The 25,965-nt window shown below is 73.1% G+C and carries 26 protein-coding genes; 13 read left to right on the forward strand and 13 right to left on the reverse strand.

What is annotated here, in order from left to right; all coding sequences use genetic code 11:
* Nucleotides 1-48 precede the first annotated feature (48 nt).
* The 3 genes from ACH4C6_RS02535 to ACH4C6_RS02545 form a co-directional block, all read right to left on the reverse strand.
* Nucleotides 49-141, reverse strand: a complete 93-nt coding sequence (locus tag ACH4C6_RS02535) for an Ms4533A family Cys-rich leader peptide (RefSeq protein WP_311774658.1) — start codon at nt 139-141, stop codon at nt 49-51.
* 67 nt (nt 142-208) lie between these two features.
* Nucleotides 209-1,864, reverse strand: coding sequence for a DUF3152 domain-containing protein (locus ACH4C6_RS02540; RefSeq protein ID WP_398106671.1), 1,656 nt, complete (start codon nt 1,862-1,864; stop codon nt 209-211).
* A gap of 8 nt (nt 1,865-1,872) precedes the next feature.
* On the reverse strand, nt 1,873-2,913 hold the full coding sequence (locus ACH4C6_RS02545) for an alpha/beta fold hydrolase (protein ID WP_398106672.1): 1,041 nt from the start codon (nt 2,911-2,913) through the stop codon (nt 1,873-1,875).
* A gap of 245 nt (nt 2,914-3,158) precedes the next feature.
* Here ACH4C6_RS02545 and ACH4C6_RS02550 point away from each other — a divergent pair, with 245 nt between their 5' ends.
* The 4 genes from ACH4C6_RS02550 (at nt 3,159) to ACH4C6_RS02565 (ending at nt 5,098) form a co-directional block, all read left to right on the forward strand.
* Nucleotides 3,159-3,383: a hypothetical protein gene (locus ACH4C6_RS02550; RefSeq protein ID WP_398106673.1), complete on the forward strand. Its 225-nt coding sequence runs from the start codon at nt 3,159-3,161 to the stop codon at nt 3,381-3,383.
* Nucleotides 3,384-3,590: 207 nt separating this feature from the next.
* A complete protein-coding gene (locus ACH4C6_RS02555; RefSeq protein WP_398106674.1) occupies nt 3,591-4,238 on the forward strand; it encodes a TetR/AcrR family transcriptional regulator in 648 nt (215 codons plus the stop codon).
* 135 nt (nt 4,239-4,373) lie between these two features.
* The gene (locus ACH4C6_RS02560) at nt 4,374-4,601 is read left to right on the forward strand and encodes a DUF3107 domain-containing protein (RefSeq protein WP_037674258.1); all 228 of its coding nucleotides are present in this window, start codon (nt 4,374-4,376) and stop codon (nt 4,599-4,601) included.
* 227 nt (nt 4,602-4,828) lie between these two features.
* Entirely contained in the window at nt 4,829-5,098 is a 270-nt protein-coding gene (locus ACH4C6_RS02565; RefSeq protein WP_398106675.1) for a hypothetical protein, read from the forward strand.
* A 73-nt stretch (nt 5,099-5,171) separates the two neighbouring features.
* Here the strand turns inward: ACH4C6_RS02565 and ACH4C6_RS02570 are convergent, their stop codons facing one another.
* A complete protein-coding gene (locus ACH4C6_RS02570) occupies nt 5,172-5,921 on the reverse strand; it encodes a ferritin-like domain-containing protein (protein WP_398106676.1) in 750 nt (249 codons plus the stop codon).
* Nucleotides 5,922-6,397: 476 nt separating this feature from the next.
* Here ACH4C6_RS02570 and ACH4C6_RS02575 point away from each other — a divergent pair, with 476 nt between their 5' ends.
* Nucleotides 6,398-9,007: a DEAD/DEAH box helicase gene (locus ACH4C6_RS02575; protein WP_398106677.1), complete on the forward strand. Its 2,610-nt coding sequence runs from the start codon at nt 6,398-6,400 to the stop codon at nt 9,005-9,007.
* A gap of 128 nt (nt 9,008-9,135) precedes the next feature.
* The gene (locus tag ACH4C6_RS02580) at nt 9,136-10,008 is read left to right on the forward strand and encodes an alpha/beta fold hydrolase (protein ID WP_398106678.1); all 873 of its coding nucleotides are present in this window, start codon (nt 9,136-9,138) and stop codon (nt 10,006-10,008) included.
* A gap of 69 nt (nt 10,009-10,077) precedes the next feature.
* Here the strand turns inward: ACH4C6_RS02580 and ACH4C6_RS02585 are convergent, their stop codons facing one another.
* On the reverse strand, nt 10,078-10,971 hold the full coding sequence (locus ACH4C6_RS02585; RefSeq protein WP_398106679.1) for an NYN domain-containing protein: 894 nt from the start codon (nt 10,969-10,971) through the stop codon (nt 10,078-10,080).
* 228 nt (nt 10,972-11,199) lie between these two features.
* On the opposite strand from ACH4C6_RS02585, the gene ACH4C6_RS02590 reads away from it, so the two are divergent.
* On the forward strand, nt 11,200-11,352 hold the full coding sequence (locus tag ACH4C6_RS02590) for a hypothetical protein (RefSeq protein ID WP_003992775.1): 153 nt from the start codon (nt 11,200-11,202) through the stop codon (nt 11,350-11,352).
* Nucleotides 11,353-11,464: 112 nt separating this feature from the next.
* Here the strand turns inward: ACH4C6_RS02590 and ACH4C6_RS02595 are convergent, their stop codons facing one another.
* The 3 genes from ACH4C6_RS02595 to ACH4C6_RS02605 all read right to left on the reverse strand — a co-directional run bounded on the left by ACH4C6_RS02595 (nt 11,465) and on the right by ACH4C6_RS02605 (nt 13,978).
* Nucleotides 11,465-12,070: a MarC family protein gene (locus ACH4C6_RS02595; RefSeq protein WP_398106680.1), complete on the reverse strand. Its 606-nt coding sequence runs from the start codon at nt 12,068-12,070 to the stop codon at nt 11,465-11,467.
* Nucleotides 12,071-12,277: 207 nt separating this feature from the next.
* Entirely contained in the window at nt 12,278-13,138 is an 861-nt protein-coding gene (locus ACH4C6_RS02600) for a PHP domain-containing protein (protein WP_398106681.1), read from the reverse strand.
* Nucleotides 13,139-13,336: 198 nt separating this feature from the next.
* Nucleotides 13,337-13,978: a DUF6758 family protein gene (locus ACH4C6_RS02605; protein WP_398106682.1), complete on the reverse strand. Its 642-nt coding sequence runs from the start codon at nt 13,976-13,978 to the stop codon at nt 13,337-13,339.
* Between the two features lie 158 nt (nt 13,979-14,136).
* Between ACH4C6_RS02605 and ACH4C6_RS02610 the strand changes: the two genes are divergently transcribed.
* Complete coding sequence (locus tag ACH4C6_RS02610; RefSeq protein WP_398106683.1) at nt 14,137-15,360, forward strand: MFS transporter; 1,224 nt, start codon at nt 14,137-14,139, stop codon at nt 15,358-15,360.
* Between the two features lie 30 nt (nt 15,361-15,390).
* Here ACH4C6_RS02610 and ACH4C6_RS02615 read toward each other — a convergent pair whose 3' ends face one another.
* Nucleotides 15,391-15,975, reverse strand: coding sequence for a suppressor of fused domain protein (locus ACH4C6_RS02615; RefSeq protein WP_398106684.1), 585 nt, complete (start codon nt 15,973-15,975; stop codon nt 15,391-15,393).
* Between the two features lie 455 nt (nt 15,976-16,430).
* On the opposite strand from ACH4C6_RS02615, the gene ACH4C6_RS02620 reads away from it, so the two are divergent.
* Entirely contained in the window at nt 16,431-17,546 is a 1,116-nt protein-coding gene (locus tag ACH4C6_RS02620; RefSeq protein WP_398106685.1) for a magnesium and cobalt transport protein CorA, read from the forward strand.
* A gap of 23 nt (nt 17,547-17,569) precedes the next feature.
* A complete protein-coding gene (locus ACH4C6_RS02625; protein ID WP_398106686.1) occupies nt 17,570-18,085 on the forward strand; it encodes a hypothetical protein in 516 nt (171 codons plus the stop codon).
* 4 nt (nt 18,086-18,089) lie between these two features.
* On the opposite strand, the gene ACH4C6_RS02630 is transcribed toward ACH4C6_RS02625, so the two are convergent.
* Nucleotides 18,090-18,845: a hypothetical protein gene (locus tag ACH4C6_RS02630; RefSeq protein ID WP_398106687.1), complete on the reverse strand. Its 756-nt coding sequence runs from the start codon at nt 18,843-18,845 to the stop codon at nt 18,090-18,092.
* Between the two features lie 225 nt (nt 18,846-19,070).
* Here ACH4C6_RS02630 and ACH4C6_RS02635 point away from each other — a divergent pair, with 225 nt between their 5' ends.
* The 3 genes from ACH4C6_RS02635 to ACH4C6_RS02645 are packed head-to-tail and all read left to right on the forward strand — an operon-like array spanning nt 19,071 to nt 22,117.
* Nucleotides 19,071-20,354 (forward strand): magnesium transporter MgtE N-terminal domain-containing protein, encoded by a 1,284-nt coding sequence (locus ACH4C6_RS02635; RefSeq protein ID WP_398106688.1) that lies wholly within the window; start codon nt 19,071-19,073, stop codon nt 20,352-20,354.
* Nucleotides 20,344-20,940: a DUF1003 domain-containing protein gene (locus ACH4C6_RS02640; RefSeq protein ID WP_398106689.1), complete on the forward strand. Its 597-nt coding sequence runs from the start codon at nt 20,344-20,346 to the stop codon at nt 20,938-20,940. Before ACH4C6_RS02635 ends, ACH4C6_RS02640 begins: the two co-directional genes overlap by 11 nt.
* Nucleotides 20,941-20,983: 43 nt before the next feature.
* Nucleotides 20,984-22,117, forward strand: coding sequence for an Mrp/NBP35 family ATP-binding protein (locus ACH4C6_RS02645; protein WP_376332476.1), 1,134 nt, complete (start codon nt 20,984-20,986; stop codon nt 22,115-22,117).
* Nucleotides 22,118-22,263: 146 nt separating this feature from the next.
* Here the strand turns inward: ACH4C6_RS02645 and ACH4C6_RS02650 are convergent, their stop codons facing one another.
* From ACH4C6_RS02650 to ACH4C6_RS02660, 3 genes are all read right to left on the reverse strand, one after another.
* The gene (locus tag ACH4C6_RS02650; protein ID WP_398106690.1) at nt 22,264-22,935 is read right to left on the reverse strand and encodes a hypothetical protein; all 672 of its coding nucleotides are present in this window, start codon (nt 22,933-22,935) and stop codon (nt 22,264-22,266) included.
* A 235-nt stretch (nt 22,936-23,170) separates the two neighbouring features.
* Nucleotides 23,171-23,608 (reverse strand): sec-independent translocase, encoded by a 438-nt coding sequence (locus ACH4C6_RS02655; RefSeq protein WP_398106691.1) that lies wholly within the window; start codon nt 23,606-23,608, stop codon nt 23,171-23,173.
* A gap of 216 nt (nt 23,609-23,824) precedes the next feature.
* Nucleotides 23,825-25,897 (reverse strand): trypsin-like peptidase domain-containing protein, encoded by a 2,073-nt coding sequence (locus tag ACH4C6_RS02660; protein ID WP_398106692.1) that lies wholly within the window; start codon nt 25,895-25,897, stop codon nt 23,825-23,827.
* Between the last annotated feature and the right edge of the window lie 68 nt (nt 25,898-25,965).

Consider the following 25,965-nt stretch of genomic DNA (forward strand, 5'->3'; position numbering starts at 1 on the left):
GTCACGCACAAGAGGGTGCTGATTCGCGACGCGCGCCTCGGGCGGGCGTCAGCAACAGTGGATGTCGGCCACGCAGAGCGGGGTCACGCCGATGAGCGCCAGCTCGATGGCGGCGCGAACGGAGACGTGACGGGGCGACATGCTCAGAAATATGTACGAACTCTCTGCACATGTCAACGCGAGCCGCGCCACACCCCCGCCCTGCGGGTCAACTGCCCGGATACGGCCAGGCGTTGGCGCGGCAGCTGATGCCGTCGTGCTCCAGGAACTTGGTCTGCTGCTGCATGACCGGGGCGAGATCGCCGTCCTTGTCACAGGTCACGTGACCGTAGCCGAGCCGGTGCCCGACCTCGTGGTTGATCAGCATCTGGCGGTAGGCGTGGATCCTGCCGTCCCCGTAGGTCTCCGAACCCTGGGCCCACCGGTAGGCGTTGATCATCACGCGCTCGGTGGCGGCCGAGTCGCAGGAGACGTTGTCCACGGTGGTGTCCAGACCGGACTTGGCACACCAGTCGGCGGTGGTGCCTGGGCTGGCGAGCGTGATGACGAAGTCGGGCTCGCCGGAGTGGATGCGCTCGAAGGTGCGGGCGCCGCCGTGGGCCCAGCTGCGCCCGTCGTTGAGCGTCTTCTGCACGGCCTCGGCGAACAGTTCCCCGTCCAGTCCGAGCCCGCGCTCCACGTCCACGCGGTAGGTGTACTTCCGGCCGGTGCCGGGCGCCTTGTCGATGCCGGGGACGGCGTCGAACTTCCCCGAACCCGTGAACGCGGCGCCGAGCGGGTAGATCCGGCCCATCTTCTCGCCGTACGTCGGCGGGGGCGCGGCGGGCAGCGGGGCGGGCGCCCTGCCGTCCGCACGCGAGGCGGAATCACGCAGGTCACGGGCCTGATCGGTGGCGGACTGCGACTGCACGCCGGTCCCGCCCCGGTCGTCGGCGACCTGTCCGGCGACGACGACGGCCAGCACGGTGGTCACGGCGGCGGCCGCGATGCCGGTGAAGGCGCGGCCCTTGCCGCCCTTGCCGGGCACGGGCGTACCGGAGGGCCGGCCGGCGTCGCCGGAACCGGCCGGGGCGCCGGCCTTCCGGTCCGGCGCGGAACCGCCGGCGTCCGCGGCGTGCGCGGAGGCGGGCGTACGGGGCGCGAAGACGTCGTCCTCCTCGTCGAAGGCGTCGAGATACTCCTGCCGCGGCGCGGGCACGGACGCCCGGCGCTGCCGCGGTATCGGAGCACCGACTCCGGCGGGTCCCCCGCCGCTCCCCCTCGACTCACCCCAGCCGCCCCCGGCTTCCCGCTGCTCGGGGTGACCGCGCCGGACCTGCGGGAACCCGTGCGCGGGCGTGCCGTCCGGCGGCCGGTGCGCACCCCGGGCGGGGGTGCCGTCCGGCATGCGCGGCACTCCGCGCGGGGGCGTGCCGTCCGCGAACCGCGAATCATCCCGCGGGACCGTCCCACCGCCGGAACCCGGCACTCCACGACCAGGAGTACCGCCCGGCAGCCGAGGCACACCTCGCACCGGGGTGCCTTCCGGCAGAGGCGGCAGACCATGCGCCGGGGTGCCGTCCGGCAGAGGCGGCAGACCGTGCGCCGGGGTGCCGTCGGGCAGACGCGGGACACCGTGCGCCGGCGCGCCGTCCGGGAAGCCGCTGTCGGGGTGCCGCGGTGCGGCCCCCGGGGAGGGCGCGGGACGCGGTCCCGGGAGCCTGCGCGTGCCAGGCGGCGGCCAGCCGCCCTGCGCGGCGCCGGGTGCCGCGGCGCGGCCGCCCCGGCTCGTGTCGGAGCCGGGCGCCGGCCTCTGCGCCGAAGCGGCCCTGCTCTCCGCGGTGTCGCCCTTGGCGACCGGCCCGCGGCGGCTGTGGCGTCCCACGTCGCGCCTCAGCCCCCCATGCTCTCGTCGGTGCTCTCCGGCTCTGGCCCGTCCTGCGCGACACTCTCCGCCCGTCGCGCCCGCTCGGTGCCCAACTCTCCCGCATCGGCGAGGAGTTCGCGAAATGCCGTGGCCACCGTCTCCGGGTACTCCATCATCGCCACATGGCCCGCCTCCGGCAACGTCACCAGCCGGGAGTCGCGGAAGGCGCGGGCCGCCCGCTGGGCCATGCGGAAGCCGACGAGCTGGTCGCGGCCGCCGTAGACGAGCAGGGTGGGTGCGAGGACCCGCTCGGCCTGGCGCCACAGTCCGTGCTGGCCGCCCAGGGTGTAGGCGTTGACGATCCCGCGCGCGGAACGCGCCATCGCGTCCCAGAAGTAAGGCAGCCTCAGCCGCCGCTCCATCTCCTGCACGGCGTTGCGGAACCCTTCCGGCGTCACGCGCCCGGGGTCGCCGTAGCAGAGGGCCATGACGCCGCGGACCCGCTGCTCGGCCGTCCACGTCCGGGTGAGGCGGGTGAAGAGCGGGGCCACGCCGGGCACCGCCAGGAGCCCGGTGGGCACGGCGGAGCGCTGGACGCGGATCTCGGGCAGAGCGGGTGACACAAGCGTGAGCGTACGGACCAGATCGGGACGGACCGCGGCGACACGGGTGGCGATGGCGCCACCGAGCGAGTTCCCGAACAGGTGCACGGCTCCGCGGCCGGAGGCGTCGAGGTAGCGGATGACCGCGCGCGCGTGCCCGGTGACGGAGTAGTCGCCGTCGTCCGGTGGCGGCGAGTCGCCGAAGCCCGGCAGGTCCAGTGCCTCGCTGTCGACGGCGTCCGCCAGCAGCGGCATCAGCGCCGACCAGTTCTGCGACGAGCCCCCGAGCCCGTGCACGTACAGGGCGGGCGGCAGCCCGTCGCGCGCCGGCGGCCTGGACCGGACGGTGAGGGTGACCCCGGGCAGCTCGACCGACCTCAGCCGCTCGCCCTCCGCCACCCGGACGGTGCTCACCTTCGGCAGCACGTTGGCAGGCGGCACGAACGGCAGCTCGGTCGAAGACATGCGGCAATGTTACGAGACGATCACGCGGCGGCCCGTGTGTTCGCCGTCACAGGAATGAGCCGGATGGGGGGTCGCACCCGAGGCACTCGGTAGCACCATGGAAAGCAGTCGACGGGACGCACAACGGGTCACACTCCGGACGCGGATCGCATAGCGTCCGGAACGGGTGTCTCCTACGCTCGTGGAGAGGGCACCCGCGTGTGGCCCCTGCATTCCCAGGGACGATCGCAGGAAGGGAGCCCAGCATGGCCGTAGACCCCACCGACCCGGAGACGTTCGAGGCCGAGGACGCGCCGCAGGCGCCGGAGTTCGACGTCGAGGCCCCCGAGGTCGACGCGGCCGAGCAGCACGCGGACATCGCGCCGGACCGCGACGACCCGCTGACGGCCGTCGACCCGGGGCGCGCCAACGAGGCCGACATGGCGGAGCAGGCGCGGATCGTCTCGCTGGACGAGGACGACTACCGGTGACGCACGTCGCCGAAGGGCGGCGGAACGCACCACCGAGCAGGAAAGGGGCCGCATTTTGCCCGCTCTGAACCTGTTTGAAACCTTGTCAACCGCTTTCGTAACCGTCCGGTCCGTGAAATTCTGCGCTCTCACCGCGCACACCACGGTTACCGAAAAGTACGATGGCGACGCGGCCAGATCCGCACGTGGACGACTTTGGGAGGCGGCGTGACAGCCATCGAGCAGACAGAGGCGGTTCGCCCGAGAGGTACACGCCTGCCGCGCCGTGCCCGACGCAACCAGCTTCTGGGTGCCGCCCAGGAGGTGTTCGTGGCCCAGGGCTACCACGCCGCCGCGATGGACGACATCGCGGAGCGGGCCGGTGTCAGCAAGCCGGTGCTCTACCAGCACTTCCCGGGCAAGCTCGACCTCTACCTCGCCCTGCTGGACCAGCACTGCGAGTCGCTCATCCAGTCCGTGCGCAGCGCGCTCGCCTCGACGACCGACAACAAGCAGCGCGTCCGCGCCACGATGGACGCCTACTTCGCGTACGTCGAGGACGACGGCGGCGCCTTCCGCCTGGTCTTCGAGTCGGACCTGACCAACGAGCCCGCCGTGCGCGAGCGCGTCGACAAGGTCACCAACGAGTGCGCCGAGGCGATCTGCGACGTGATCGCCGAGGACACCGGCCTGTCGCGGGCGGAGTCGATGCTGCTCGCCTCGGGCATGGGCGGCCTCGCCCAGGTCGTGGCGCGCTCCTGGCTGCACAGCGACCGCAGCGTGCCGCGCGACCAGGCGGTGCAGCTGCTCACCTCGCTGGCGTGGCGGGGCATCGCGGGCTTCCCGCTGCACGGGACGGATCAGCCGCACCACTGACGGGCGCTTTGTTCCCGCCCGGTGTTCGCTCGTGGCGTTCCCGGGCGGAGCATGTACGTCCCCTCACCGGGCTAATGTGTGCTGCGTACGGCGCGGAAGGTCGCGCACATCACTGACCGTCGGAGGGACATAGCCGTGGAGGTCAAGATCGGCGTGCAGCACGCGCCCCGCGAGATCGTTCTGGAGAGCGGTCAGAGTGCCGAGGAGGTCGAGCGGGCCGTGTCCGAGGCGCTGGCCGGGAAGTCGGCGCTGCTGAGCCTCGTGGACGAGCACGGCCGCAAGGTCCTGGTCCCGGCCGACCGTCTCGCCTACGTGGAGCTCGGCGAGCCGGCTCCGCGCAAGGTGGGCTTCGGCGCGCTGTAGGCGCTCGCACGCGAACGGGGCGGGACCGCCGGTCGGCGGTCCCGCCCCGTTCGCGTTCCCGCCACCGTTCGCGTTCCTGCCAGCGTTCGCGTTCCCGCCTCCGGGTTTCGGCATGTCTCCACGAATGGAGCACAGGCACCCCACAGGTGGATTGGATTCCGCAGGTCAGGGGTAAGACGGGCTACGACCGATTCGGGCAGGCCGGCCGTGTGGGAGGGACCCCCGACATGCTCCTGGAAACGCTGACTTCCGCGCTCCTCGGCCTCACGCTGGCCTGGGCGGCCGTGCACCGCCTGCCGCACCGCCTCCCGTCCCGCCCCCTGGTCCTGTCGACCGGTGTCATGGGCGCCCTGTTCGGGGCGTTCGTCATGCACAGCGCGCTGGACGCGGGGCATCTGCTCGTGGTGCTGCTCGGCGCGGTGATCGTCTCGGTCGCCTCGCTGTCGCTGCTGCTGCGCCCCGCGGGAAGACTGCGCCGCCGGTCGGCGACCGCCTGAGCGGCCGCAGGCGCCGGCGGCCGGGGCGACGGAAAGACCCCGAGGGCGGTTCCGGCCGGGACGCGGCGGCCCGCTAGGCGGCCAGGCCCAGGGCGGCCATCCGCTTGGTGTGCGCCTCGGTGATCCGGGAGAACATCTTGCCGACCTCCGCGAGGTCGAAGCCGTCCGCGACACCGCCCACCAGCATCGTCGACAGCGCGTCGCGGTCCGCCACCACCCGCTGCGACTGGGACAGGGCCTCGCCCATCAGCCGCCGTGCCCACAGCGCCAGCCGTCCGCCCACCCGCGGGTCGGCGTCGATCGCGGCCCGCACCTTCTCCACGGCGAAGCCGCCGTGGCCGGTGTCGTCGAGCACGGCCAGCACCAGGTCGCGGGAGTCGGAGTCCAGCCGGGCGGCGACCTCACGGTAGAAGTCACTGGCGATGGAGTCCCCGACGTAGGCCTTGACGAGGCCCTCGAGCCAGTCCGAGGGGGCCGTCTGCTTGTGGAAGCCGTCGTAGGCGGCGACGAACGGCTCCATCGCCCGCGTCGGCTCCTCGCCGATCTCGGCGAGCCGGTCGCGCAGCCGCTCGAAGTGGTGGAACTCGGCCGACGCCATCTTGGCCAGCTCCGCCTTGTCCTCCAGCGTCGGCGCCAGCTTGGCGTCCTCCGCCAGCCGCTCGAACGCCGCCAGCTCCCCGTACGCGAGCGCACCCAGCAGGTCCACGACCGCGGCGCGGTACTGCGGGTCGGCGGAGGCCGAAGCCCAGTCGCGGGCGGCGACCGGGGTGGCCGCGGAGGCGGCGGTGTCCGAGGCGTTCTCAGGCTTGTCAGAGCTCGTCATGCAGCGCACAATAGCCCGCCCGCCGGGGGGTGTAAGGCCCTGGTCGATCACTGTGACGACGACTACGTGACCAAATCGGCCATCGCATGTGCGGGAATCCGGGGTATGGTGGTAATGCGCCTGCTGGTACGTCGACGTACCTCGACAGGCCGCACGTATGAGGATGCCCGGTCGGTGGCCCGATCGGCTCCGACCCGACAGACCTCCAGCCCGTACGGCACAGTGCGTACGGCAGCCGGAGGGACACCCTCAGCGGCATGAGCGCTAGAGCGTCGGCGCGGTCCCGTGCTCTACGGCCCGCCCGTAGGCAGCCGACGTACCCGGCACGGTCCTGACACGACCCCGCGCTCGCCTCGCGCCGCCCACACAGAAGAGGCAGCACCCTGACTACGACGTTCCGAGAGCTCGGAATCCTCCCCGAGACCGCCGAGGCCCTGGAGGCCGTCGGCATCATCAACCCCTTCCCCATCCAGGAGATGACGCTCCCCGTCGCCCTCTCGGGCAAGGACGTCATCGGCCAGGCCAAGACCGGCACCGGCAAGACGCTGGGCTTCGGCCTCCCGCTCCTCGAGCGCGTCACCGTCCCCGCGGACGTGGAGGCCGGACGCGCCGCGCCCGAGGACCTCACCGAGGCCCCGCAGGCCCTCATCGTCGTCCCCACGCGCGAGCTGTGCACGCAGGTCACCAACGACCTGCTGACCGCGGGCAAGGCACGCAACGTGCGCGTCCTCGCCATCTACGGCGGCCGGGCCTACGAGCCCCAGGTCGAGGCCCTGAAGAAGGGCGTCGACGTGGTCGTCGGCACCCCGGGCCGGCTGCTCGACCTCGCCGGGCAGAAGAAGCTGAACCTGAAGCACGTCAAGTGCCTGGTCCTCGACGAGGCCGACGAGATGCTCGACCTGGGCTTCCTGCCCGACGTCGAGAAGATCATCAACATGCTGCCGGTGCGGCGCCAGACGATGCTGTTCTCGGCCACCATGCCGGGCGCGGTCATCGGCCTGGCCCGCCGCTACATGTCGCAGCCCACGCACATCAGCGCCACCTCCCCGGACGACGCGGGCGCGACCGTCGCGAACACGAAGCAGTTCATCTACCGCGCGCACAACATGGACAAGCCCGAGATGGTGGCGCGCATCCTCCAGGCCGAGGGCCGCGGACTGGTCATGGTGTTCTGCCGCACCAAGCGCACCGCGGCCGACCTCGCCGACCAGCTCAAGCAGCGCGGCTTCGCCTCCGGCGCGGTCCACGGCGACCTCGGCCAGGGCGCCCGCGAGCAGGCCCTGCGCGCCTTCCGCAACGGCAAGGTCGACGTGCTCGTCTGCACCGACGTCGCCGCCCGCGGCATCGACGTCGAGGGCGTCACGCACGTCATCAACTACCAGTCGCCGGAAGAGGAGAAGACGTACCTGCACCGCATCGGCCGGACCGGCCGCGCGGGCGCGAAGGGTACGGCGATCACGCTCGTCGACTGGGACGACATCCCGCGCTGGCAGCTGATCAACAAGGCGCTCGACCTGGGCTTCACCGACCCGCCGGAGACGTACTCCACCTCCCCGCACCTGTACACGGACCTCGGCATCCCCGAGGGCACCAAGGGCATCCTGCCGCGCTCGGAGCGCACGCGCGCCGGGCTGGACGCCGAGGTGCTGGAGGACCTGGGCGAGCCGGGCGGCCGCGGGCCGCGCGGCCGCGGTGGCCGGGACGGACGCGGCGGGCGCGACGAGTCGCGTTCCGCGGACCGCGAGCGTTCCGAGCGCACGCCGCGCCGCCGTCGCCGCACGCGGGGCGGTGCGTCGACCGAGGGCGCCCCGGCGCCCGCGGGCACCGGCGCGCCGGAGACCGCCGTCGCCGGCAGTACGGCCGAGGCGGAGGCCGACACGGCGCCGCGCACGCCGCGCCGCCGTCGCCGCACGCGCGGTGGCGCCGCGGCCGGAGCCGCTCCGGTCACGGCTGCCCCGGCAGCGGTGACCGAGCAGGCGGAAGCGGCGGTGGCGACGGCCGAGGGCACGGCTGCCGAGGCCGTGCCGGCCGCCGGGACGGACACCGCGCCGCGCCGGCGCCGCACGCGCCGCTCGCAGGCGCCCGCGGCCGAGACGCCGGTGGCGACCGAGACCGTGGCGGCTGTGCCGGCCGTGGAGGCCGCGCCGGTCGCCGAGCCGGTCACCGCCGAGCCCGAGGCCCGTGCGCCGCGTCGCCGTACGCGCAAGGCCACCGCTGCTCAGGACGCCGTCGACACGGCCGAGGGCACCACCGAGGCCGCGCCGACGGAGCCGAAGCCGCGCCGCACGCGCAAGGCCGCCGCCCAGGCGGAGACCCCTGCCGAGGCCGAGCCGGCCGAAGCCGCTGAAGCCGCCGAGGCCAAGCCGCGCCGCACCCGCAAGACCGCGGCCGCCAAGGCCGAGGCAGCGGTCGACACGGCCGAGGCCGCCGAGGCCAAGCCCCGCCGGACGCGCAAGACGGCTGCGACCGCCGAGGCCGCGGACACGGTCACCGAGACCAAGCCCCGCCGCACCCGCAAGACGGCCGCCGCCGCGCAGGAAGCCGTCGACACGGCCGAGGCCACCGAGGCCACGCCGCGCCGCCGCACCCGCAAGGCCACCGAGACCGCCACCGCCGACATCCCGGCCCAGACGGTCCAGGAGCCCGACGCCGCCGAGGCCAAGCCCCGCCGCACCCGCAAGACCGCGGCCGCCAAGGCCGAGGCAGCGGTCGACACGGCCGAGGCCGCCGAGGCCAAGCCCCGCCGGACGCGCAAGACGGCTGCGACCGCCGAGGCCGCGGACACGGTCACCGAGACCAAGCCCCGCCGCACCCGCAAGACGGCCGCCGCCGCGCAGGAAGCCGTCGACACGGCCGAGGCCACCGAGGCCACGCCGCGCCGCCGCACCCGCAAGGCCACCGAGACCGCCACCGCCGACATCCCGGCCCAGACGGTCCAGGAGCCCGACGCCGCCGAGGCCAAGCCCCGCCGCACCCGCAAGACCGCGGCCGCCAAGGCCGAGGCAGCGGTCGACACGGCCGAGGCGAAGCCGAAGGCACGCCGTACGCGCAAGGCCACGGCCGGCGCGGAGCCCACGGAGGGCTGACCTCCCTCCCGACGGCCCGGCCCCCGCACCCGGGGGCCGGGCCGTCGGCGTTCTCGCGCCGCTCCGGGGCAGCACGGTCACGGACGCCGCGCGGCCCCGAGGGCCGTGCCACCCGTTACCCTCACCCCGTGACCAGCCACCCCGCCTTCCCCCCGCCCCCGGGCGCCCGTGCCTACCGTCTGCGCACGGACCGCGGTGAGTTCGCCGTCGTCGACTCGTCGCCGGAGGAGGGCAGGGATCTCGCGGGGGTCGTGCTGATGCTGCCCGGGTTCACCGGCAGCAAGGAGGACTTCCGGTTGCTGCACGAGCCGCTCGCGGAGCGCGGGTACCGGCTCGTCGCCGTGGACGGGCGCGGCCAGCACGAGTCGGACGGTCCCGAGAGCGACGAATCGGCCTACGGCCAGCGGGAACTGGCCCGGGACGTGCATGCCCAGGCCGCGGCGCTGGGCGTGCCGGTGCACCTCGTCGGGCACTCGCTCGGCGGGCAGATCGCCCGTGCCGCCGTCCTGCTCGACCACTCCCCCTTCCTGTCCTTCACCCTGATGTCGTCCGGCCCGGCCGAGATCTCCGTCTCCCAGCAGCAGCGGGTGAAGCTGCTGCGCGACGCGCTGGCCGTGATGTCGATGGAGGAGGTGTGGGAGGCCATCCGGGCGATGGGCCCGCCGGAGGAAGTGGGCGGTCCGGCCCGGGGGTTCGGCGACGAGGAGCAGATGCGCCGGCGCTGGCTGGGCAACAAGCCCGCGCAACTGCTCGCGACGGGACGGCAGTTGTGCAGCGAGCCGGACCGTGTGGCCGAACTCGCCGCGGTGCCGCTGCCGATGCACGTCCTGTCCGGCGCGTACGACGACACCTGGCCCGTGCCGGTCCTGGACGACATGGCCGTACGCCTGGGCGCGCACCGCACGGTCGTCGAGGGTGCCGAGCACTCCCCCAACGCCGACCGCCCCCTGCCGACGGCACAGGCCCTGGCCGACTTCTGGGACGGCACGCGGCGCGGGTGAGGAACCGGCGTCCGCGCGATCACCGGCTGCGGGCCGGCGGGTGCGGCGCCGCTCACCGCGGGCAGGCGCCTAGTACAGCGTCTGCAAGTGGTCCCAGAAGCCGTCGCGCAGGGAGCGGCGCAGGTCCGCCTGGCCGCGCAGGGAGTACTGGAGGAGGCCCTCCGCCTCCACGAGCAGGTCCTGGTCCACCGAGCCGGGCAGGTACGGGTGGCCGGGCAGCAGTTCCACCAACGCGTCCCGGCCGCGGGCGGCCAGCCACTTCGCCGCGATCTGCGCACCCACGAACCGCACGTCGTCCCGGGTGGGCCGGGACGCGGCCGGCTCGTAGGCGGCGGCCGTGCGGCGGGAGACGTACGGCTTGAAGAAGTCGAGGTCGAGGGTGCGCTGGCTGTCGACCTCCCAGAGCAGGGGTTCCGCCTGGTTGCGGCCCTCCGGCGCCTCGATGCCCCACAGGTGGACCCGGGCGCCGTAGCCCTGGGCGGCCTCGACCGCGGAGACCAGGTCCTCGTCGCCGCCCAGGAGGGCCGCGTCGCTGATGGCGCGGTGCCGGGCGAGGGACTCCAGGTCGGTGCGGATGAGGGAGTCGACGCCCTTCTGCTGGTTGTTGGCGTTCAGATTGCCCAGCCGCACCTTGACGTCCGGCAGTTCGGCGATGGTCTGCTGCTCGGCGGTGTGGATCCGGCGGCGGGCGCCGTCGTACCAGTAGACCCGCAGCAGCCTGCTGTCCGCGAAGACCGTGCGGGCCCGGTCGATGAGCGCGTCGATCAGCCCTTCGGCGTCCAGGTCGAAGGCGCGCCGGTCCTCCGTCCCGGAGACCAGGCGCCCGGCGGCCGCGTAGAGGTACCCGGCATCGACGAAGATCGCGTGCGTGGAGGGCGTCTTCGCCACCTCGGCGAGCATGCGCTGGAGCAGCTCGTTGGTGCGGTCGATGCGGGCACTGAGGGCCGCCAGGTCGTCGTTCATCTCTTCCATTGTCCGGGCGGTCACACTGCGAACACAACCGGTCCCGGTCGGTCCCGTAACAACACTCTTACGGCTCAGTAATTAGACGTTCGAAAATTTTCCTTAGCGTAGGGAATGTTTGAGGCACCCGTCTCCGTTGACCCATACGGAACACCGAGCGCCGCAGCCTGGTGGGCCACCACTCAAGTAGTTCTCCTCAGGAGGATGACCAGACGAAGGGAGAAGCCCTTGCGCTTCGAAATCATGCGACTCGACGACGTCGACGGCACACCTGTCGACTCGACCGTTGTGGACGCCGCCTCCGTCAACCGCATCGTGCAGCAGGCCGCCGCCATCGGGCAGCGCCTGTGGATACGCCCGGCCGAGACCACGGCCTCATAACGCGCGCAGCGCTTCCATGCTTCGCAGCCCCCGCCCGGCACCGGCCGAGCGGGGGCTGCGCTGTTGCGCGACGGCGGACACGAGCCGGGTGCCCGCCCGCCGCCGGGCCGCCTCAGGCGCCCTGGATCACCTGCGTGACGCCGTTGATGATCTGCTGCACGGCGATCGCGGAGAGCATCATGCCCGCCAGCCGCGTCACCAGGACCACGCCGCCGTCCTTGATGATCCGGATGATCACCAGCGAGTAGCGCATGACCAGCCACAGCACGACGTGGATGGCCAGGATCGCCGACCACACCGACACCTGCGTGGCCACGCTGTCGGCCTTCTGCACGGCCAGGATGACCGACACGATCGCGCCCGGCCCGGCCAGCAGCGGCATGCCGAGCGGCACCAGGGCCACGTTGACGTCCTTGGTCTGCTGCGGCTCGTCGGTCTTGCCGGTGAGCAGGTCGAGCGCGATGAGCAGGAGCAGCAGCCCGCCCGCGATCATCAGGGCGGGCACGGAGACGTGCAGGTAGTTGAGGATCTGGTGCCCGAGCAGCCCGAACACCGTGATCACCCCGCCGGCGACGCAGACAGCCTGGAAGGCCATCCGCTTCTGCACCTTCCCGGGCCGCCCCGCGGTGAGCGCGAGGAAGATCGGGGTGATGCCCGGCGGGTCCATGATGACGAACAGGGTGAGGAAGAGGGAGCCGAAGACGGCGAGGTCGAACATGTGCGTGATGGCCTTGCGAGTGAGCGGAGGGCGGAGCGGGACGGCGGGCCGCGGGCGACGCGACCACCGGTGCCACCGCCGAGGGCAGGCGTCCGTCCGGCGCGGCGGTGCGGGGCACCGGCCCGCACGGACGCGGGTGAGGACGTGACGAGGCCGCGGCGGATCGCGCCGTGGCCCGTCAGGCGAACGGAAAGGTGGTGGAACGCCTCAGACGGTTCCGCCGGCGCCGGGCACCGGGAACGCCCCGAACGCCCGCCGGGTGATCTCCCCGTAGACCTCGGGGTCGGTCGTGTACTCGCCGAGCACGCAGGTCTTCCGGCTGCCGTGGTAGTCCGAGGACCCGGTCACCAGCAGCCCCAGTTCCTTGGCCAGACCGCGCAGCCGTGCCCGGGTGTCGGCGTCGTGGTCCATGTGGTCGATCTCGATGCCGTCCAGTCCGGCCTCGGCCATCTCCGCGATGGCGGCGTCCGGCACGGTGCGTCCGCGCTTGCTCGCGCCGGGGTGGGCGAAGACCGTGACCCCGCCCGCGCCCTTGACCAGCCGGATCGCCTCGAAGGGGTCGGTCTCGTGCTTCTCCACGAAGACCCGGCCGCCGTCGGCCAGCCAGTCCGGGGTGAAGGCGTCGTTGACGGTGGGCACGACACCCAGCTCGACGAGCGCGCTGGCCACGTGCGGCCGTCCGACCGACCCGCCCGCGGCGATGCGCGCCACCTGCTCCCAGGTCACGGGCACACCCAGGTCCTGGAGCTTGGCGATCATGCCCTGGGCGCGCGGCACCCGGTCGTCGCGCACGAGCTCGCGTTCGGCGAGCAGCGCGGGCTCCTCCGGGTCGAAGAGGTAGGCCAGCATGTGCATGCTGATCCCGTCGATCCGGCAGGACAGCTCGGCCCCGGTGACCAGCGTCAGCCCCTCGGGCAGGGCGGCGACCGCCTCGGCGTGGCCGCGCGTGGTGTCGTGATCCGTGAGCGCGACGACGTCCAGGCCGGCGACGGCGGCCTTGCGGACCAGTTCGGCCGGCGTGTCCGTACCGTCGGAGGCCGTGGAGTGGGTGTGCAGATCGATACGCACGACACGGACTCCCAGCGGGGGACGACGGACACGGACGCTTCAGGATAACCGTCTTTTCAGCCCGCCCTGTCACACCCGCTCGGCGCATGCGCCCCCTACACACAGCCCACTGCACGCAGCCCCGAACGGGCACGTTCCCCCACCCGCGTCCGCGCCCGCCGGCGGGACGACCGCCGGCCCGGCGCGGGCGCCGGCCCGCTACGGCTGAAGCAACCGCGGCGACAGCGCGCCGCACGGCACCAGGTCCACCTCCGCGCCCGCCTCCCGCAGATCCGCCAACACCAGCTCGTCGTACATCAGCAGGCCCGACTGCTCCGGCCACACCACGGCCCACAGCCACATCCCGAGGGCCTCGCCGGCGAACACGGCACGGTCGCCGGGCGCCCCGGTCACGTGCCACAGCGGTGTGGGCCGCCCCGCGGCCAGCACCTTCGCCTGCGCCGGCTTCCCGACGTCGATGAGCGGGCCGGGATCGGGGCCGTCCACCCCGGCGTACCGCGCGCCGAGTCCGACGCCGAGCTCCTCCGCGACCAGGATCAGCTCGCCCATCCCGCCGAGCGGCCCGGGTCCGGTGCACGCCACCGCGGTGGCCCGGCCGCCGGTGCGGTCGTCGCCCGCGCAGGCCACTCCGGTGAACAGCCACCCCACGGGCAGCGGCCACGGCATCCACACCGGCACCTGCGTGCGGTGCACCACGACGTTGAGGGCGTCCACGCTCGGCGGTATCACGGGCTGCACCGGATGGACGGTGCCGTGCGCATCGCACTGCCACGCATCGGAGAAGAGGCCGGGAGCCCTGACCCGGCCACCGCACTTCGGGCAACTGGGTTCGCCCCTCATAGGGCCCCACGGTCCTACCCCCGCCCCGCCGCGTCAAGGACGATCACCCAACCGGACGGAACGCTTCACCCCGAAACCAGATGTAGGTTGCATTAGTTAGCGTGGCTAACTTAGTATGTGTATATACCAACTACCTCGTCTCGGGAATGGGAGCACGCATGGACCCCTTCGACGCCGGAGCGGGCGGCCTCCTCAAGCAGCCCAAGTCCGTGTGGGCGACCGCCGGGGCCTCGGTCGTCGCCTTCATGGGCATCGGACTCGTCGACCCGATCCTGCCGTCCATCGCCCAGGGCCTGGACGCCACAGCCAGCCAGGTCTCCCTGCTCTTCACCTCGTACTTCCTGATCACCGCCGTCGCGATGCTGGTGACCGGCTTCGTCTCCAGCCGGATCGGCGGGCGCAAGACCCTGCTGGCCGGCCTGGCACTCGTGGTCGTGTTCGCCGCACTCGCCGGGACCTCGGGCTCGGTGGCCGAACTGGTCGGCTTCCGGGCGGGCTGGGGCCTCGGCAACGCACTGTTCGTCTCGACGGCCCTCGCGGTCATCGTCGGCGCGGCGGCCGGCGGCAGTGCCGCCGCGATCCTGCTGTACGAGTCGGCCCTCGGCCTCGGCATGGCCTGCGGTCCGCTGCTGGGCGCCCTGCTCGGCGACGCCAGCTGGCGCTACCCGTTCTTCGGCACGGCGTTCCTGATGGCCGTCGGCTTCCTGTGCATCACGGTGTTCCTGAAGGAGCAGCCCCGGCCGGCCCGCAAGACCTCGCTGCTGGACCCGCTGAAGGCCCTCGGCCACGGCGGCCTGGCCTCGGCGGCGGTCTCGGCGTTCTTCTACAACTACACGTTCTTCACCGTGCTGGCCTTCACGCCGTTCGTGCTGAACATGAGCCCCTACCGGTCGGGCGCGGTGTTCTTCGCCTGGGGTGTGCTGCTCGCCGTGTTCTCGGTGATCGTGGCGCCCCGGCTGCAGAAGCGCTTCGGCTCGCTGAAGGTGCTGGGCGGCTCGCTGGTGCTGCTCGCGGCCGACGTCCTCGTGCTCGGCTACGGCTCGCACACCACCGCCGTCGTGTGCACCGTCCTGTCCGGCGCCTTCATCGGCGTGAACAACACCGTCTACACCGAACTGGCCCTCGGCGTCTCGGACGCGCCCCGGCCGGTGGCGAGCGCGGGCTACAACTTCGTCCGCTGGTTCGCCGCCGCCGCCGCGCCCTACTTCGCACCGAAGATCGAGGAGTGGGCCGACCCGCACATCCCGTTCGTGGTGGCGGCCGTCACCGCGGTCCTCGGCGCCGCCGTGGTGGTCGTGCGGCGCAAGGCGCTGACGCACGAGGCCGAGGAGCTCCAGCCCCGGCACGCCACCGAGGACGGGGTCACGGTCTTCGCCAACTGAGGCCCGCCGGATCGAGGTTGGTGAGCTTGCTCACTCCAGCGGCACGGACGTGCGGGACGGGTCCCGCAGGTCCGTGCCGTGGTTCAGCCAGCGCTCCTGCAACGCCTGCGCACCGTGCACCCGCTTCCAGGCGGCCTCGTTCGGCGTCATCGGCAGCAGCGGCAGGAACCGGACGGGGTCCAGCGGCTCGTCCAGCTCCAGGTCCTCCACCAGGCCGCCCGGTTCGGCGACCAGAACCGAGGTGAAGGGCGCCCCGGGCCACAGCGGGTCACCGACGTCCAGGGACGCGCCGGGAGCCACCACCAGGCCCTCCACCTGCGGGGAGGCGGCCAGCACGGCGAGCGGGCGCAGCACCTTGCCGGTGTCCGCGCCCCCGGGGCGCACCGACAGGACCAGCTCGGCCCGCGGGCCCCGGACCGGGTCGGCGACGACCGCCGTGGGGTCCGTCATGGGGTGCGCGGACATGCCGAGCGTGGCGTAGCGGACGACGTCACCCTCCTGGAAGCGGAGCACCTCGATGCGGTCCGCCCCGAGGAAGGTGACCGCCGCGCGCGCGTCCGGCTCGCCCAGCGCGGTGCGCAACCGGGCCTCGACCAGAGGAAGAACATCTGCCATGCGGCGAGCATAGAACTCGTCAGTAGCGGGCAAAGCAGCGCCTTGACAGGTGTGTCGGCTGCTACTCTTGCCCGGTGGTTCGGGGCAGCACGCAGAAGCGTCGCGGTCAAGCCCCGGCGCCGAAGGAACTCCCTTACGAGGGACCGGCCGGAGGAGGTGGGGCTGCAATGGATCGAAGTCGACCGTGCAGTAGCACCACGCTCTCCCGCCGCTGATGTAGCTGCTCCGTCTTCTGGCCGGCTGCCACCTCTCGCACTCGCCTCACGCGGAAGAGCGCTTCGTCTCGCTTTGCCTGATCTGCCTCAGTAGCTGAATCAGTGACGAACTCGCCACCGCGACGGTGCGGTGCTCCCCGCTTTGTGGACGTGCCAAACATCCGCAGTCCCCACGTCTTCATTCCGGGTGGTTCCAGCCGTCGCCGGGCCGTTCGTCGCCCTCCCGCGAAGGAGCCCGCCATGTCGATGATCCGCGACCTGCGCGCCGTTGTCCGTCCCTCCCGCGTGTCGCTGCGCAAGGACGGCGGGACGTACGACAGCACCCGCAGCCCGGCGGCGGCCACCGCCGTCGTCGACTGCGCCGTCTACCGCGACGGCCGCCGCATCGAGACCGAGACCCCGCTGACCCCGCACGAGGCGGTGCGCCTGGTGCGCCGCGACGGGGGCTTCGTGTGGATCGGGCTGCACGAGCCGACGGAGGACGAATTCTCCGGCATCGCCCGGGAGTTCGGGCTCCACCCGCTGGCCGTGGAGGACGCCGTCCAGGCCCACCAGCGGCCCAAGCTGGAGCGCTACGACGACTCGCTGTTCACGGTGTTCAAGACCATCCACTACGTGGAGCACGACCAACTCGACGCCAACAGCGAGGTCGTCGAGTCCGGCGAGGTCATGTGCTTCACCGGCCGGGACTTCTTCATCACCGTCCGGCACGGCGGCCAGGGCTCCCTGCGGGCGCTGCGCCACCGCCTCCAGGACGACCCCGAGCTGCTGGCCAAGGGCCCCTCGGCCGTGCTGCACGCCATCGCCGACCACGTCGTCGACGGGTACATCGCCGTCGCCGACGCCGTGCAGGACGACATCGACGAGGTCGAGACCGACGTGTTCTCCCCCGGGCGCAAGGGCACGCCGCGCGGGTCGGACGCCGGCCGGATCTACCAACTCAAGCGCGAGGTGCTGGAGTTCAAGCGGGCCGTGTCCCCGCTGCTGCGACCCATGCAACTGCTCAGCGAGCGGCCGATGCGGCTGGTCGACCCGGACATCCAGAAGTACTTCCGGGACGTCGCCGACCACCTGGCCCGCGTCCAGGAGCAGGTCCTCGGCTTCGACGAGCTGCTCAACTCCATCCTCCAGGCCAACCTGGCGCAGGCGTCCGTCGCGCAGAACGAGGACATGCGCAAGATCACCTCCTGGGCCGCGATCATCGCCGTGCCGACCATGGTGTGCGGGGTGTACGGCATGAACTTCGACCACATGCCGGAGCTGCACTGGCGCTACGGCTACCCGGTCATCCTGGGCTTCACGGTGGTGGTGTGCCTCGGCATCCACCGCACCCTGAAGCGCAACGGCTGGCTGTGAGCCGCCTGGATAGGCTGGTGCCCATGACAAGCGAGCTGCTCGGCCAGGCCCTCGTCGAGGAGGCCACCAAGAAGTCCGGCCTCGTCTGGGTCCAGGGCCCGGACGGCCCGGCGCGCGCCCTGTGGCACGTGTGGCACGAGGGTGCCGCCTGCCTGGTCGGCGACGGGCCCGGCGAGCAGCCGCTGCCCGGCCTGGCCGACGGCGCCGAGGCCCGGGTGACGGTCCGCAGCAAGGACAAGGGCGGCCGGCTGGTCTCCTGGACCGCCCGGGTCACCCAGCTCCAGCCGGACACCGAGGCGTGGGAGGCGGCCGTCGCCGAGCTGAAGGGCAAGCGGCTGAACGCGCCCGACGGCGAGGCCATGACCGGGCGCTGGGCCCGCGAGTGCCGGGTGCTGCGGCTGGAGCCGACCGGGGCGACGGAGCCGCTGCCCGACGGCTCCCTGTCCGAGCCGCCCCTGCCCTCCCCGGCGACCACGCGCCGGCCGGTCCCGGCGGGCCTGCCCCGTCTGCTGCTGAAGAGGAAGCGCAGACGGGCCTGACGGCCTACGAGGCCGGCAGCTGCTTGCCGTAGTCCACGGTCTCGCTCCTGTCCGGCTCCCGGAGCGCGAAGTCCTGCCCCCAGGCGGAGAACGTCAGCGTGCCCGCGCCGCCGGCCCGCTCCAGGCGCAGCGGGTAGGGCCTGCCCTCCAGGGAGACCTCCAGGGTGCCGCCCGAGCCCTTGTCGCCGGTGACCCGGATGGTGCGCACGCCCGCCTCCTCGTCGTGGCCGTCCGTGGCGAGCGTGCCGTGCAGGGTCAGCAGACCGTCGAGGAGAACCCCCTTGTCCGTGAACCCCGTGAACTTCTTGTACGAGGGGTCGCCCTGCGGCACCTTCACGTACTTCCCGCCCAGCTTGGAGGCCGCCGCCGCGTCCGACGCGCCCCCCTTGCCCTGGCCGCTGCCGTGACTCCAGAACTCCGCGTCCGCCATCACGAAGAGCTGCTCGCCGACGCGCAGCAGCTTGAAGGTCGCCCCCTTGGTGGTCACCGACCCGGTGCCGCCGTCGTCCTTCAGCCGCATGTCGAGCGCATACGTCCGGCCGCCGCTGACGACGTTGCCGTGCACCCGGACCGCCCCCGCGGACTCGGCCACCGCACGGGTCTTGGCCTGGATCTTCGCCGCCGGGAGCCGGCCCACGCCGTTGGTGCCCTCGTTCGGGTCCTCCGCGCAGCCGGTGAGCACCGTCCCCGTCACGAGCAGCGCGCACGTCGCGCTCGCGAGTGCGGCACTGCGGTGGCGGCCGTGGCGAATCGGAGTCACAGGTGGGGCTGCCTCTCTGACGGGAGACCTGAACGGCGTACCGCAGGGTACCGGGGACGTGCGGGCAGGTCGGAGCCGGTCCGTCCGGACCGTCCGCCGACGCAACCCCGATCGGGACGGGCTAGCCTGAAGCCCACCCGAGCGGGCAATTCGGAAGAGACAGGCACCAGCACAGCCCCACACACCGGCATCACGAACCACCCCGCACGAAAAGGAGCCGCGGCCATGGCAGCGGGCGCCCCCCGGATCTTCGTATCGCACCTCTCCGGCATCGCCGTGTTCGACCCCGCCGGTGACCAGGTGGGACGGGTGCGCGATCTGGTCGTCATGCTGCGGGTGGGCCAGCGGCCGCCGCGACTGCTCGGCCTCGTCGTCGAACTCGCCACCCGCCGCCGCATCTTCCTGCCGATGACCCGGGTCACCGCCATCCAGTCCGGCCAGGTGATCACCACCGGTGTGCTCAACGTCCGGCGCTTCGAGCAGCGGCCCACCGAGCGGCTGGTGTTCGGGGAGCTGCTGGACCGGCGCGTGACGCTGACCGAGACGGGTGAGGAGGTCACCGTCCTGGACCTGTCGGTGCACCAGCTGCCCGCCCGCCGGGACTGGGAGATCGACCGGGTCTTCGTCCGCAAGGGCAAGCCCGGCGGGGCCTTCCGGCGGGCCCGGGGCGAGGCGCTGACCGTCGAGTGGTCGGCCGTCACCGGCTTCTCGCTGGAGGAGCAGGGGCAGGGCGCGGAGAACCTGCTGGCGACGCTGGAGCAGCTGCGCCCCGCCGACCTGGCCAACGTGCTGCACCACCTGTCGCCCAAGCGCCGGGCCGAGGTGGCCGCCGCCCTCGACGACGACCGGCTGGCCGACGTGCTGGAGGAGCTGCCGGAGGACGACCAGATCGAGATCCTCGGCAAGCTGAAGGAGGAGCGGGCCGCCGACGTCCTGGAGGCCATGGACCCGGACGACGCGGCCGACCTGCTGGGCGAGCTGCCGACGGACGAGCAGGAGCGGCTGCTGAGCCTGATGCAGCCGGGCGACGCGGCCGACATGCGGCGGCTGATGTCGTACGAGGACCGTACGGCGGGCGGGCTGATGACCACCGAGCCGATCGTGCTGCGCCCGGACGCCACCGTCGCCGACGCCCTCGCCCGCGTCCGCAACCGCGACCTCTCCCCCGCGCTGGCCGCCCAGGTCTACGTGTGCCGGCCGCCGGACGAGACCCCGACCGGCAAGTTCCTGGGCACGGTCCACTTCCAGCGCCTGCTGCGCGAGCCACCGCCGTCCCTGGTCAGTTCCATCGTGGACACCGATCTGCAGCCGCTCGACCCGCAGGCGGACCTGCCCGCCATCGCCGGGTTCTTCGCCACCTACGACATGGTCGCCGCCCCCGTCGTCGACGAGGCGGGGTCGCTGCTGGGCGCGGTGACCGTGGACGACGTGCTCGACCACATGCTCCCGGACGACTGGCGGGAGCAGGAGTTCCACCTGGACGAGGAGGTGGCGACCGATGGCTCCTGAGCGCGACACCGCGCGCGACCGCGCCCCCGCGGGCGCCACCGCCGCCTCCCGCCCGCGCACGCGCCTGGACCAGCCGCTGCCCCGCAGGCGCCGCTTCCTGCCCGAGTACGACCCGGAGGCCTTCGGGCGGCTGTCGGAGCGGATCGCGCGCTTCCTGGGCACCGGGCGGTTCATCGTCTGGATGACGGTCGTCATCATCCTGTGGGTGGTGTGGAACGTCTTCGCGCCGGGCCATCTGCGCTTCGACGAGTACCCGTTCATCTTCCTGACGCTGATGCTGTCCCTCCAGGCGTCCTACGCCGCCCCCCTGATCCTGCTCGCGCAGAACCGGCAGGACGACCGCGACCGGGTCAACCTGGAGCAGGACCGCAAGCAGAACGAGCGGTCCATCGCCGACACCGAGTACCTGACCCGGGAGATCGCCGCCCTGCGCATCGGCCTCGGCGAGGTCGCCACCCGCGACTGGATCCGCTCCGAGCTGCAGGACATGGTCAAGGAGCTGGAGGAGCGGCAGAACGGCCACCGCCACGACCCCGTCGTATTCCCGGCGGAACGGTCACGGGGACGTGACGCAGACGACCGCTGAGACGCTTTCCTACGCCCCGGTACGGCGCCGTACCATCGTCCCTATGGCTATGGAAGACGCGGTGCGCGAGGCACTGGCGACGGTGAACGACCCCGAGATCCACAAGCCCATCACCGAGCTCGGGATGGTCAAGTCGGTGGAGATCGGTGCTGACGGGGCGGTCGCGGTCACCGTGTACCTCACGGTCTCGGGCTGCCCGATGCGGGACACGATCACGCAGCGCGTGACCGACGCGGTCTCCGCGGTCGAGGGCGTCACCCGCGTCGACGTCACGCTCGACGTGATGAGCGACGAGCAGCGCCGCGAGCTGGCCTCCGCCCTGCGCGGCGGGCAGACCGAGCGCGAGGTCCCCTTCGCCAAGCCGGGCAGCCTCACCCGCGTCTACGCGGTCGCCTCCGGCAAGGGCGGCGTCGGCAAGTCCTCGGTGACGGTCAACCTGGCCGCGGCGATGGCGGCCGACGGCCTGAAGGTCGGTGTCGTGGACGCCGACATCTACGGCCACTCCGTGCCGCGCATGCTGGGCGCCGACGGCCGCCCCACCCAGGTCGAGAACATGATCATGCCGCCGTCCGCGAACGGCGTGAAGGTCATCTCCATCGGCATGTTCACCCCGGGCAACGCCCCGGTCGTCTGGCGCGGCCCCATGCTGCACCGCGCCCTCCAGCAGTTCCTCGCGGACGTGTACTGGGGCGACCTGGACGTCCTGCTGCTGGACCTGCCGCCCGGCACCGGTGACATCGCGATCTCCGTGGCCCAGCTGGTCCCGAACGCGGAGATCCTCGTCGTGACGACCCCGCAGCAGGCCGCCGCCGAGGTCGCCGAGCGCGCGGGTTCCATCGCCGTGCAGACCCACCAGAAGATCGTCGGCGTGGTGGAGAACATGTCGGGGCTGCCCTGCCCGCACTGCGGCGAGATGGTCGACGTGTTCGGCACCGGGGGCGGCCAGCTCGTCGCCGACGGCCTGACGCGCACGACCGGCGCGAACGTCCCGGTCCTGGGCAGCATCCCGATCGACGTGCGCCTGCGCGAGGGCGGCGACGAGGGCAAGCCGGTCGTCCTGACGGACCCGGACTCCCCGGCGGGCTCGGCCCTGCGCGCGATCGCGGGCAAGCTGGGCGGCCGCCAGCGCGGCCTGTCGGGCCTGTCGCTGGGCATCACCCCGCGCAACAAGTTCTAGTCCAAGACGTCCTCGGGGCAACCCCCCAAGGGGCGCGGGGAACTGCGCGGCAAGCCACGACGAACCCGCAGTCGCCCACGAACCCTGCCCCCTACGGCGAAGGGGCGCCGAAACACCCGGCGCCCCCGGCTCACTCACGCGCGAGCTCACGCGTACGCGGCGATGTCCTTCACCACGGCGAAGCCGAGCCCGTACGCACTCATGCCCCTGCCGTACGCCCCGACGTGCACCCCGGCCGCGGTGGACCCGGCGAGCACCCAGCCGAACTCCGACTCGCGGTAGTGGAACGCCGTCGGCACGCCGTCGACGGGCAGCGACAGCGTCGACCAGTCGGACCCGTCGAGGTCGTCGGCCAGCACCCACGCCGTCTCGGTCTGCTGCTCCAGCCAGTCGTCCCGCAGGGCGTGGTCCATCTGCCCGGGCCAGGTGAAGGACAGCAGGCCCACACCGGCGAGCCAGGCCGCGGACGACACCGACGTGGCCTCGAGCAGGCCCGTGCCGTCGGCCGTGCGCCGCTGGGGATTGGCCGCCACGGTCACCACGACCGCGAACTTCTCCTTGGACTCCTGATCGCCCCCGGCGGCGTGCTCGTTGCGCACCGTGGGCTCGTCGCCGTGTCCGATGGACCCGTGCTCCACGGCTCCGTCGGCCGTGGTTCCGACCTGCATCAGCCAGCGCGGTCCCGTGAAGGCCTCGTCGAGGCCGTACCACGGGAAGGGCGCACGCAGGTAGCCGTCGACCGTGCGCCGTGCGAAGGGGGCCTGTTGTCCGCCCTCCGCGGCCGGCGCCTGCGCGACCGCCCGACTCGTCGTCTCCATGTGCCCGGACGCCTCCTCGCTCTCGTCGGGCCGGTGGGCCCGCCCCCCTCGGGTGGCGCTGCTGGTCCGTGTGCGGCCACCCGTCAACTGGGCAGCATAGCCACACCGCCGCGAGCAGCAGGGAAAGCGCCCGGCGCGTGGGCCGCACGGGCGCCCGGATCAGGCCGTACTCGCCCCGACCGGAGTATGAGACGCGTCACTCGCGCCGGGGCGGGCCTCCCGGGCGGCCGCTCGCTCAGGTGGCGTCGGCGTCGAAGGGCGGACGGTCGTCCCGGCCCGGCGTCTCGGGCTTCTTCGTCATGTCGATCCGGCCGCCGGAGGAGCCGGACGAGGAGGAGGACGCGTCCGAGTCACGGCTGTGGACGGCGTCGGTGACCTCGGCCATCTCCTTCTTCAGGTCGAAGCCGTTGCGGATCTCCTTGAGTCCGAGGTCCTCGTTGTCCAGCTGCTTGCGGATGAACGTCTTGGGATTGAGGTCCTCGAACTCGAAGTCCTTGAACTCCGGGCCCAGTTCCTCCCGGATGTCGTTCTTGGCGCTCTCCGAGAACTCACGGATCTTCCGGATCGTGCGCGTCACGTCCTGGATGACCTTGGGGAGCTTGTCCGGACCGAAGACGAGCACGGCGAGGACGATGAGCGTCACCAGCTCGAGTGGTCCTATGTCATTGAACACCTGAAGCTCCTAGCGATGTCCTCGGTCCTCGGCCCTCGTGGTCGGTGCGGTCCTGCCGTGGTCCGGGCCGGATCCACGGTACCCGCCCATCCCGTCCGACCGGTACCGTCCCGGGGTCGCCGGCCGCGCGAGGTGGGAGCGCTTCCCCGATTGTTCGCCTCATCGGCCCCTCCCGGGAGCCGACGAGACGGCTGCGCGCGTCCGGCACGTCATCCCTCAGCCGCCCGACGATCCGAGGACCAGGGAGACCGTCCGCCTCTTGCCGCCCCGCTCCACGGTGAGTTCCAGCCGGTCGCCCGGGCGGTGCGCCCGGGTCTTCACGATCAGCTCCTCCCCGGAGTGGACCCGCGCGCCGTCGACCTCGGTGATGACGTCCCCCGCCTTGATACCGGCCTCGGCCCCGGGGCCGCCCCTGGTGACGGGCGGCCCGCCCTCGCCGCCCTTGGCGGCGACCCGGGCGCCGTCGCCCGAGTAGTCCATGTCGAGGGTGATGCCGATGACCGGGTGGGTCGCCCTGCCGGTGTTGATCAGTTCCTCGGCGACGCGCTTGCCCTGGTTGATCGGTATGGCGAAGCCCAGGCCTATCGAACCGGCCTGCCCGCTGTCCGGGCCGGAGCCGCTCTCCGCCGAGCGGATGGCCGAGTTGATGCCGATGACCCGGGCCCTGGCGTCGAGGAGGGGCCCGCCGGAGTTGCCGGGGTTGATGGGCGCGTCGGTCTGGAGCGCGTCGACGTACGACACGTCGCTGCCGTCGCCCTTCTCGCCGCCGGCGGTGATGGGCCGCTGCTTGGCGCTGATGATGCCGGAGGTGACCGTGCCGGCCAGGTCGAAGGGCGCGCCGATGGCCACGACCGGGTCGCCGACCCGCACGTTGTCCGAGTTGCCGAGGGGCAGGGGGGTGAGGCCGCGCACGCCCTTCACCTTCACGACGGCGAGGTCGTAGCCGCTGTCCCGGCCGACCACCTCGGCCCGGGCGGTCTGCCCGCCGTCGAAGGTGACGGTGATGTCCCCGCCCGATCCGGCGGGCCGGACGACATGGTTGTTGGTGAGGATGTGGCCGCGGGTGTCGAGCACGAACCCGGTGCCCGTGCCCTGCTCGCCGGAGCCGCTCACATGCAGGGTGACCACGCTGGGCAGCGCCCGGCCGGCGATCCCGGCGACCGTGCCGGCGTCCCGCCCGGCGAGCTCCTTGCCGGCCTGCGGCAACTCGACGGCGCCGATGCCGCCGTTGCGCTCCAGGTACGTCCCCACGGCGCCTCCGATGCCGCCGGACACCAGCGCGATCACCAGACCGGCGACGACCAGCGCCTTCCGGCCCCTTCTGCGCCGCTGCCCCGTGCTCGGCACGGCGGCGCCGGTCTGCTGGAGCGGGCCGTGGCTGCCGCCGGGGACCGCCCAGGGGTCGTAGCGCCGCCAGGGGTCGGGAGCGGTGGGTGCGGCCGGGCCCTGGGCGCCGGGCGCGGCCGGCGGCGCAGCGGACGCGGGGCCGCCGGGGGGCGCTGCCTGGGCCGGCACCGGCGCGACGGCGGGCGGGGCAGGGGTGGGCGGGGTCTGCGCGGGCGGCGGGGCGACGGCGGCCGGGGCCGTGGGCCCGGGCGGCGCCATCGGTGGCGCACCGTGGGAGACCGGTACGGGGGCCGCCTCCGCCGCGGTCGGATGCGCCGGGGCCGGGTGCTCCGGGGCCGGGTGTGCCCGGGCGGCCGCGGCCGGTGCCGCCGCGGGGTGCTGCACGGGCGGGGCGGGGGCCCAGGGCCCCGGTTGGCCGTAGGGCGGGGTGCTGTAGGGGTCGGGATCGTGCAGGGGCTGGGGACCGCTCACCGCGGACCCGGAGACGGAGGGCCCGGGCACGGTGGCCGCGGCCGGGCCGGGATCGCCCTGCGGGGCGTCGCCGGCGGCGGGGACCGACGGGTCCGGCTCCTCGGCCCTGCCGTCGGCCGTCGCGCCGGGTTCCGCCACGGGGGCCTCGGGGCTCCGCAGCTCGTAGTCGCCGTCGCCCTGGTCGCCCCGGTCGGGCTGATCATTCTCGGTGCTCGGGGCGCTCGGGGCGCTCTGGGCGCTCTGGGTGTGCGGTTCGTGCTCGTCGTCGCCGGCGGGCCGGGCCGCGGGTCGTGCGAGTTCGAAGTCCCCGTCGGTGCCGGTGGGCGTCCGACCGGCGGCGTCCGCCGGGACGGGCTGCGGCGGCCGGCCGGTGCCGCCCTGCTCCGGGCCCGCGTCCTGCGGCTCACCTGCGGGTTGCTGCGCCCGTGGCCTGCCCCACCACTTCGCCTTCGTGGGCTTCCCCTCGTCCATGCTCTCCCCACAGCCGCGGCACGGCCCGTCGCGGTGGCCGCAGTTCGTCGAATCGGCGCCCGGCCCCT

The sequence above is a fragment of the Streptomyces sp. NPDC017943 genome, from assembly GCF_044328425.1.
In the GTDB taxonomy this organism is placed as follows: domain Bacteria; phylum Actinomycetota; class Actinomycetes; order Streptomycetales; family Streptomycetaceae; genus Streptomyces; species Streptomyces djakartensis_A.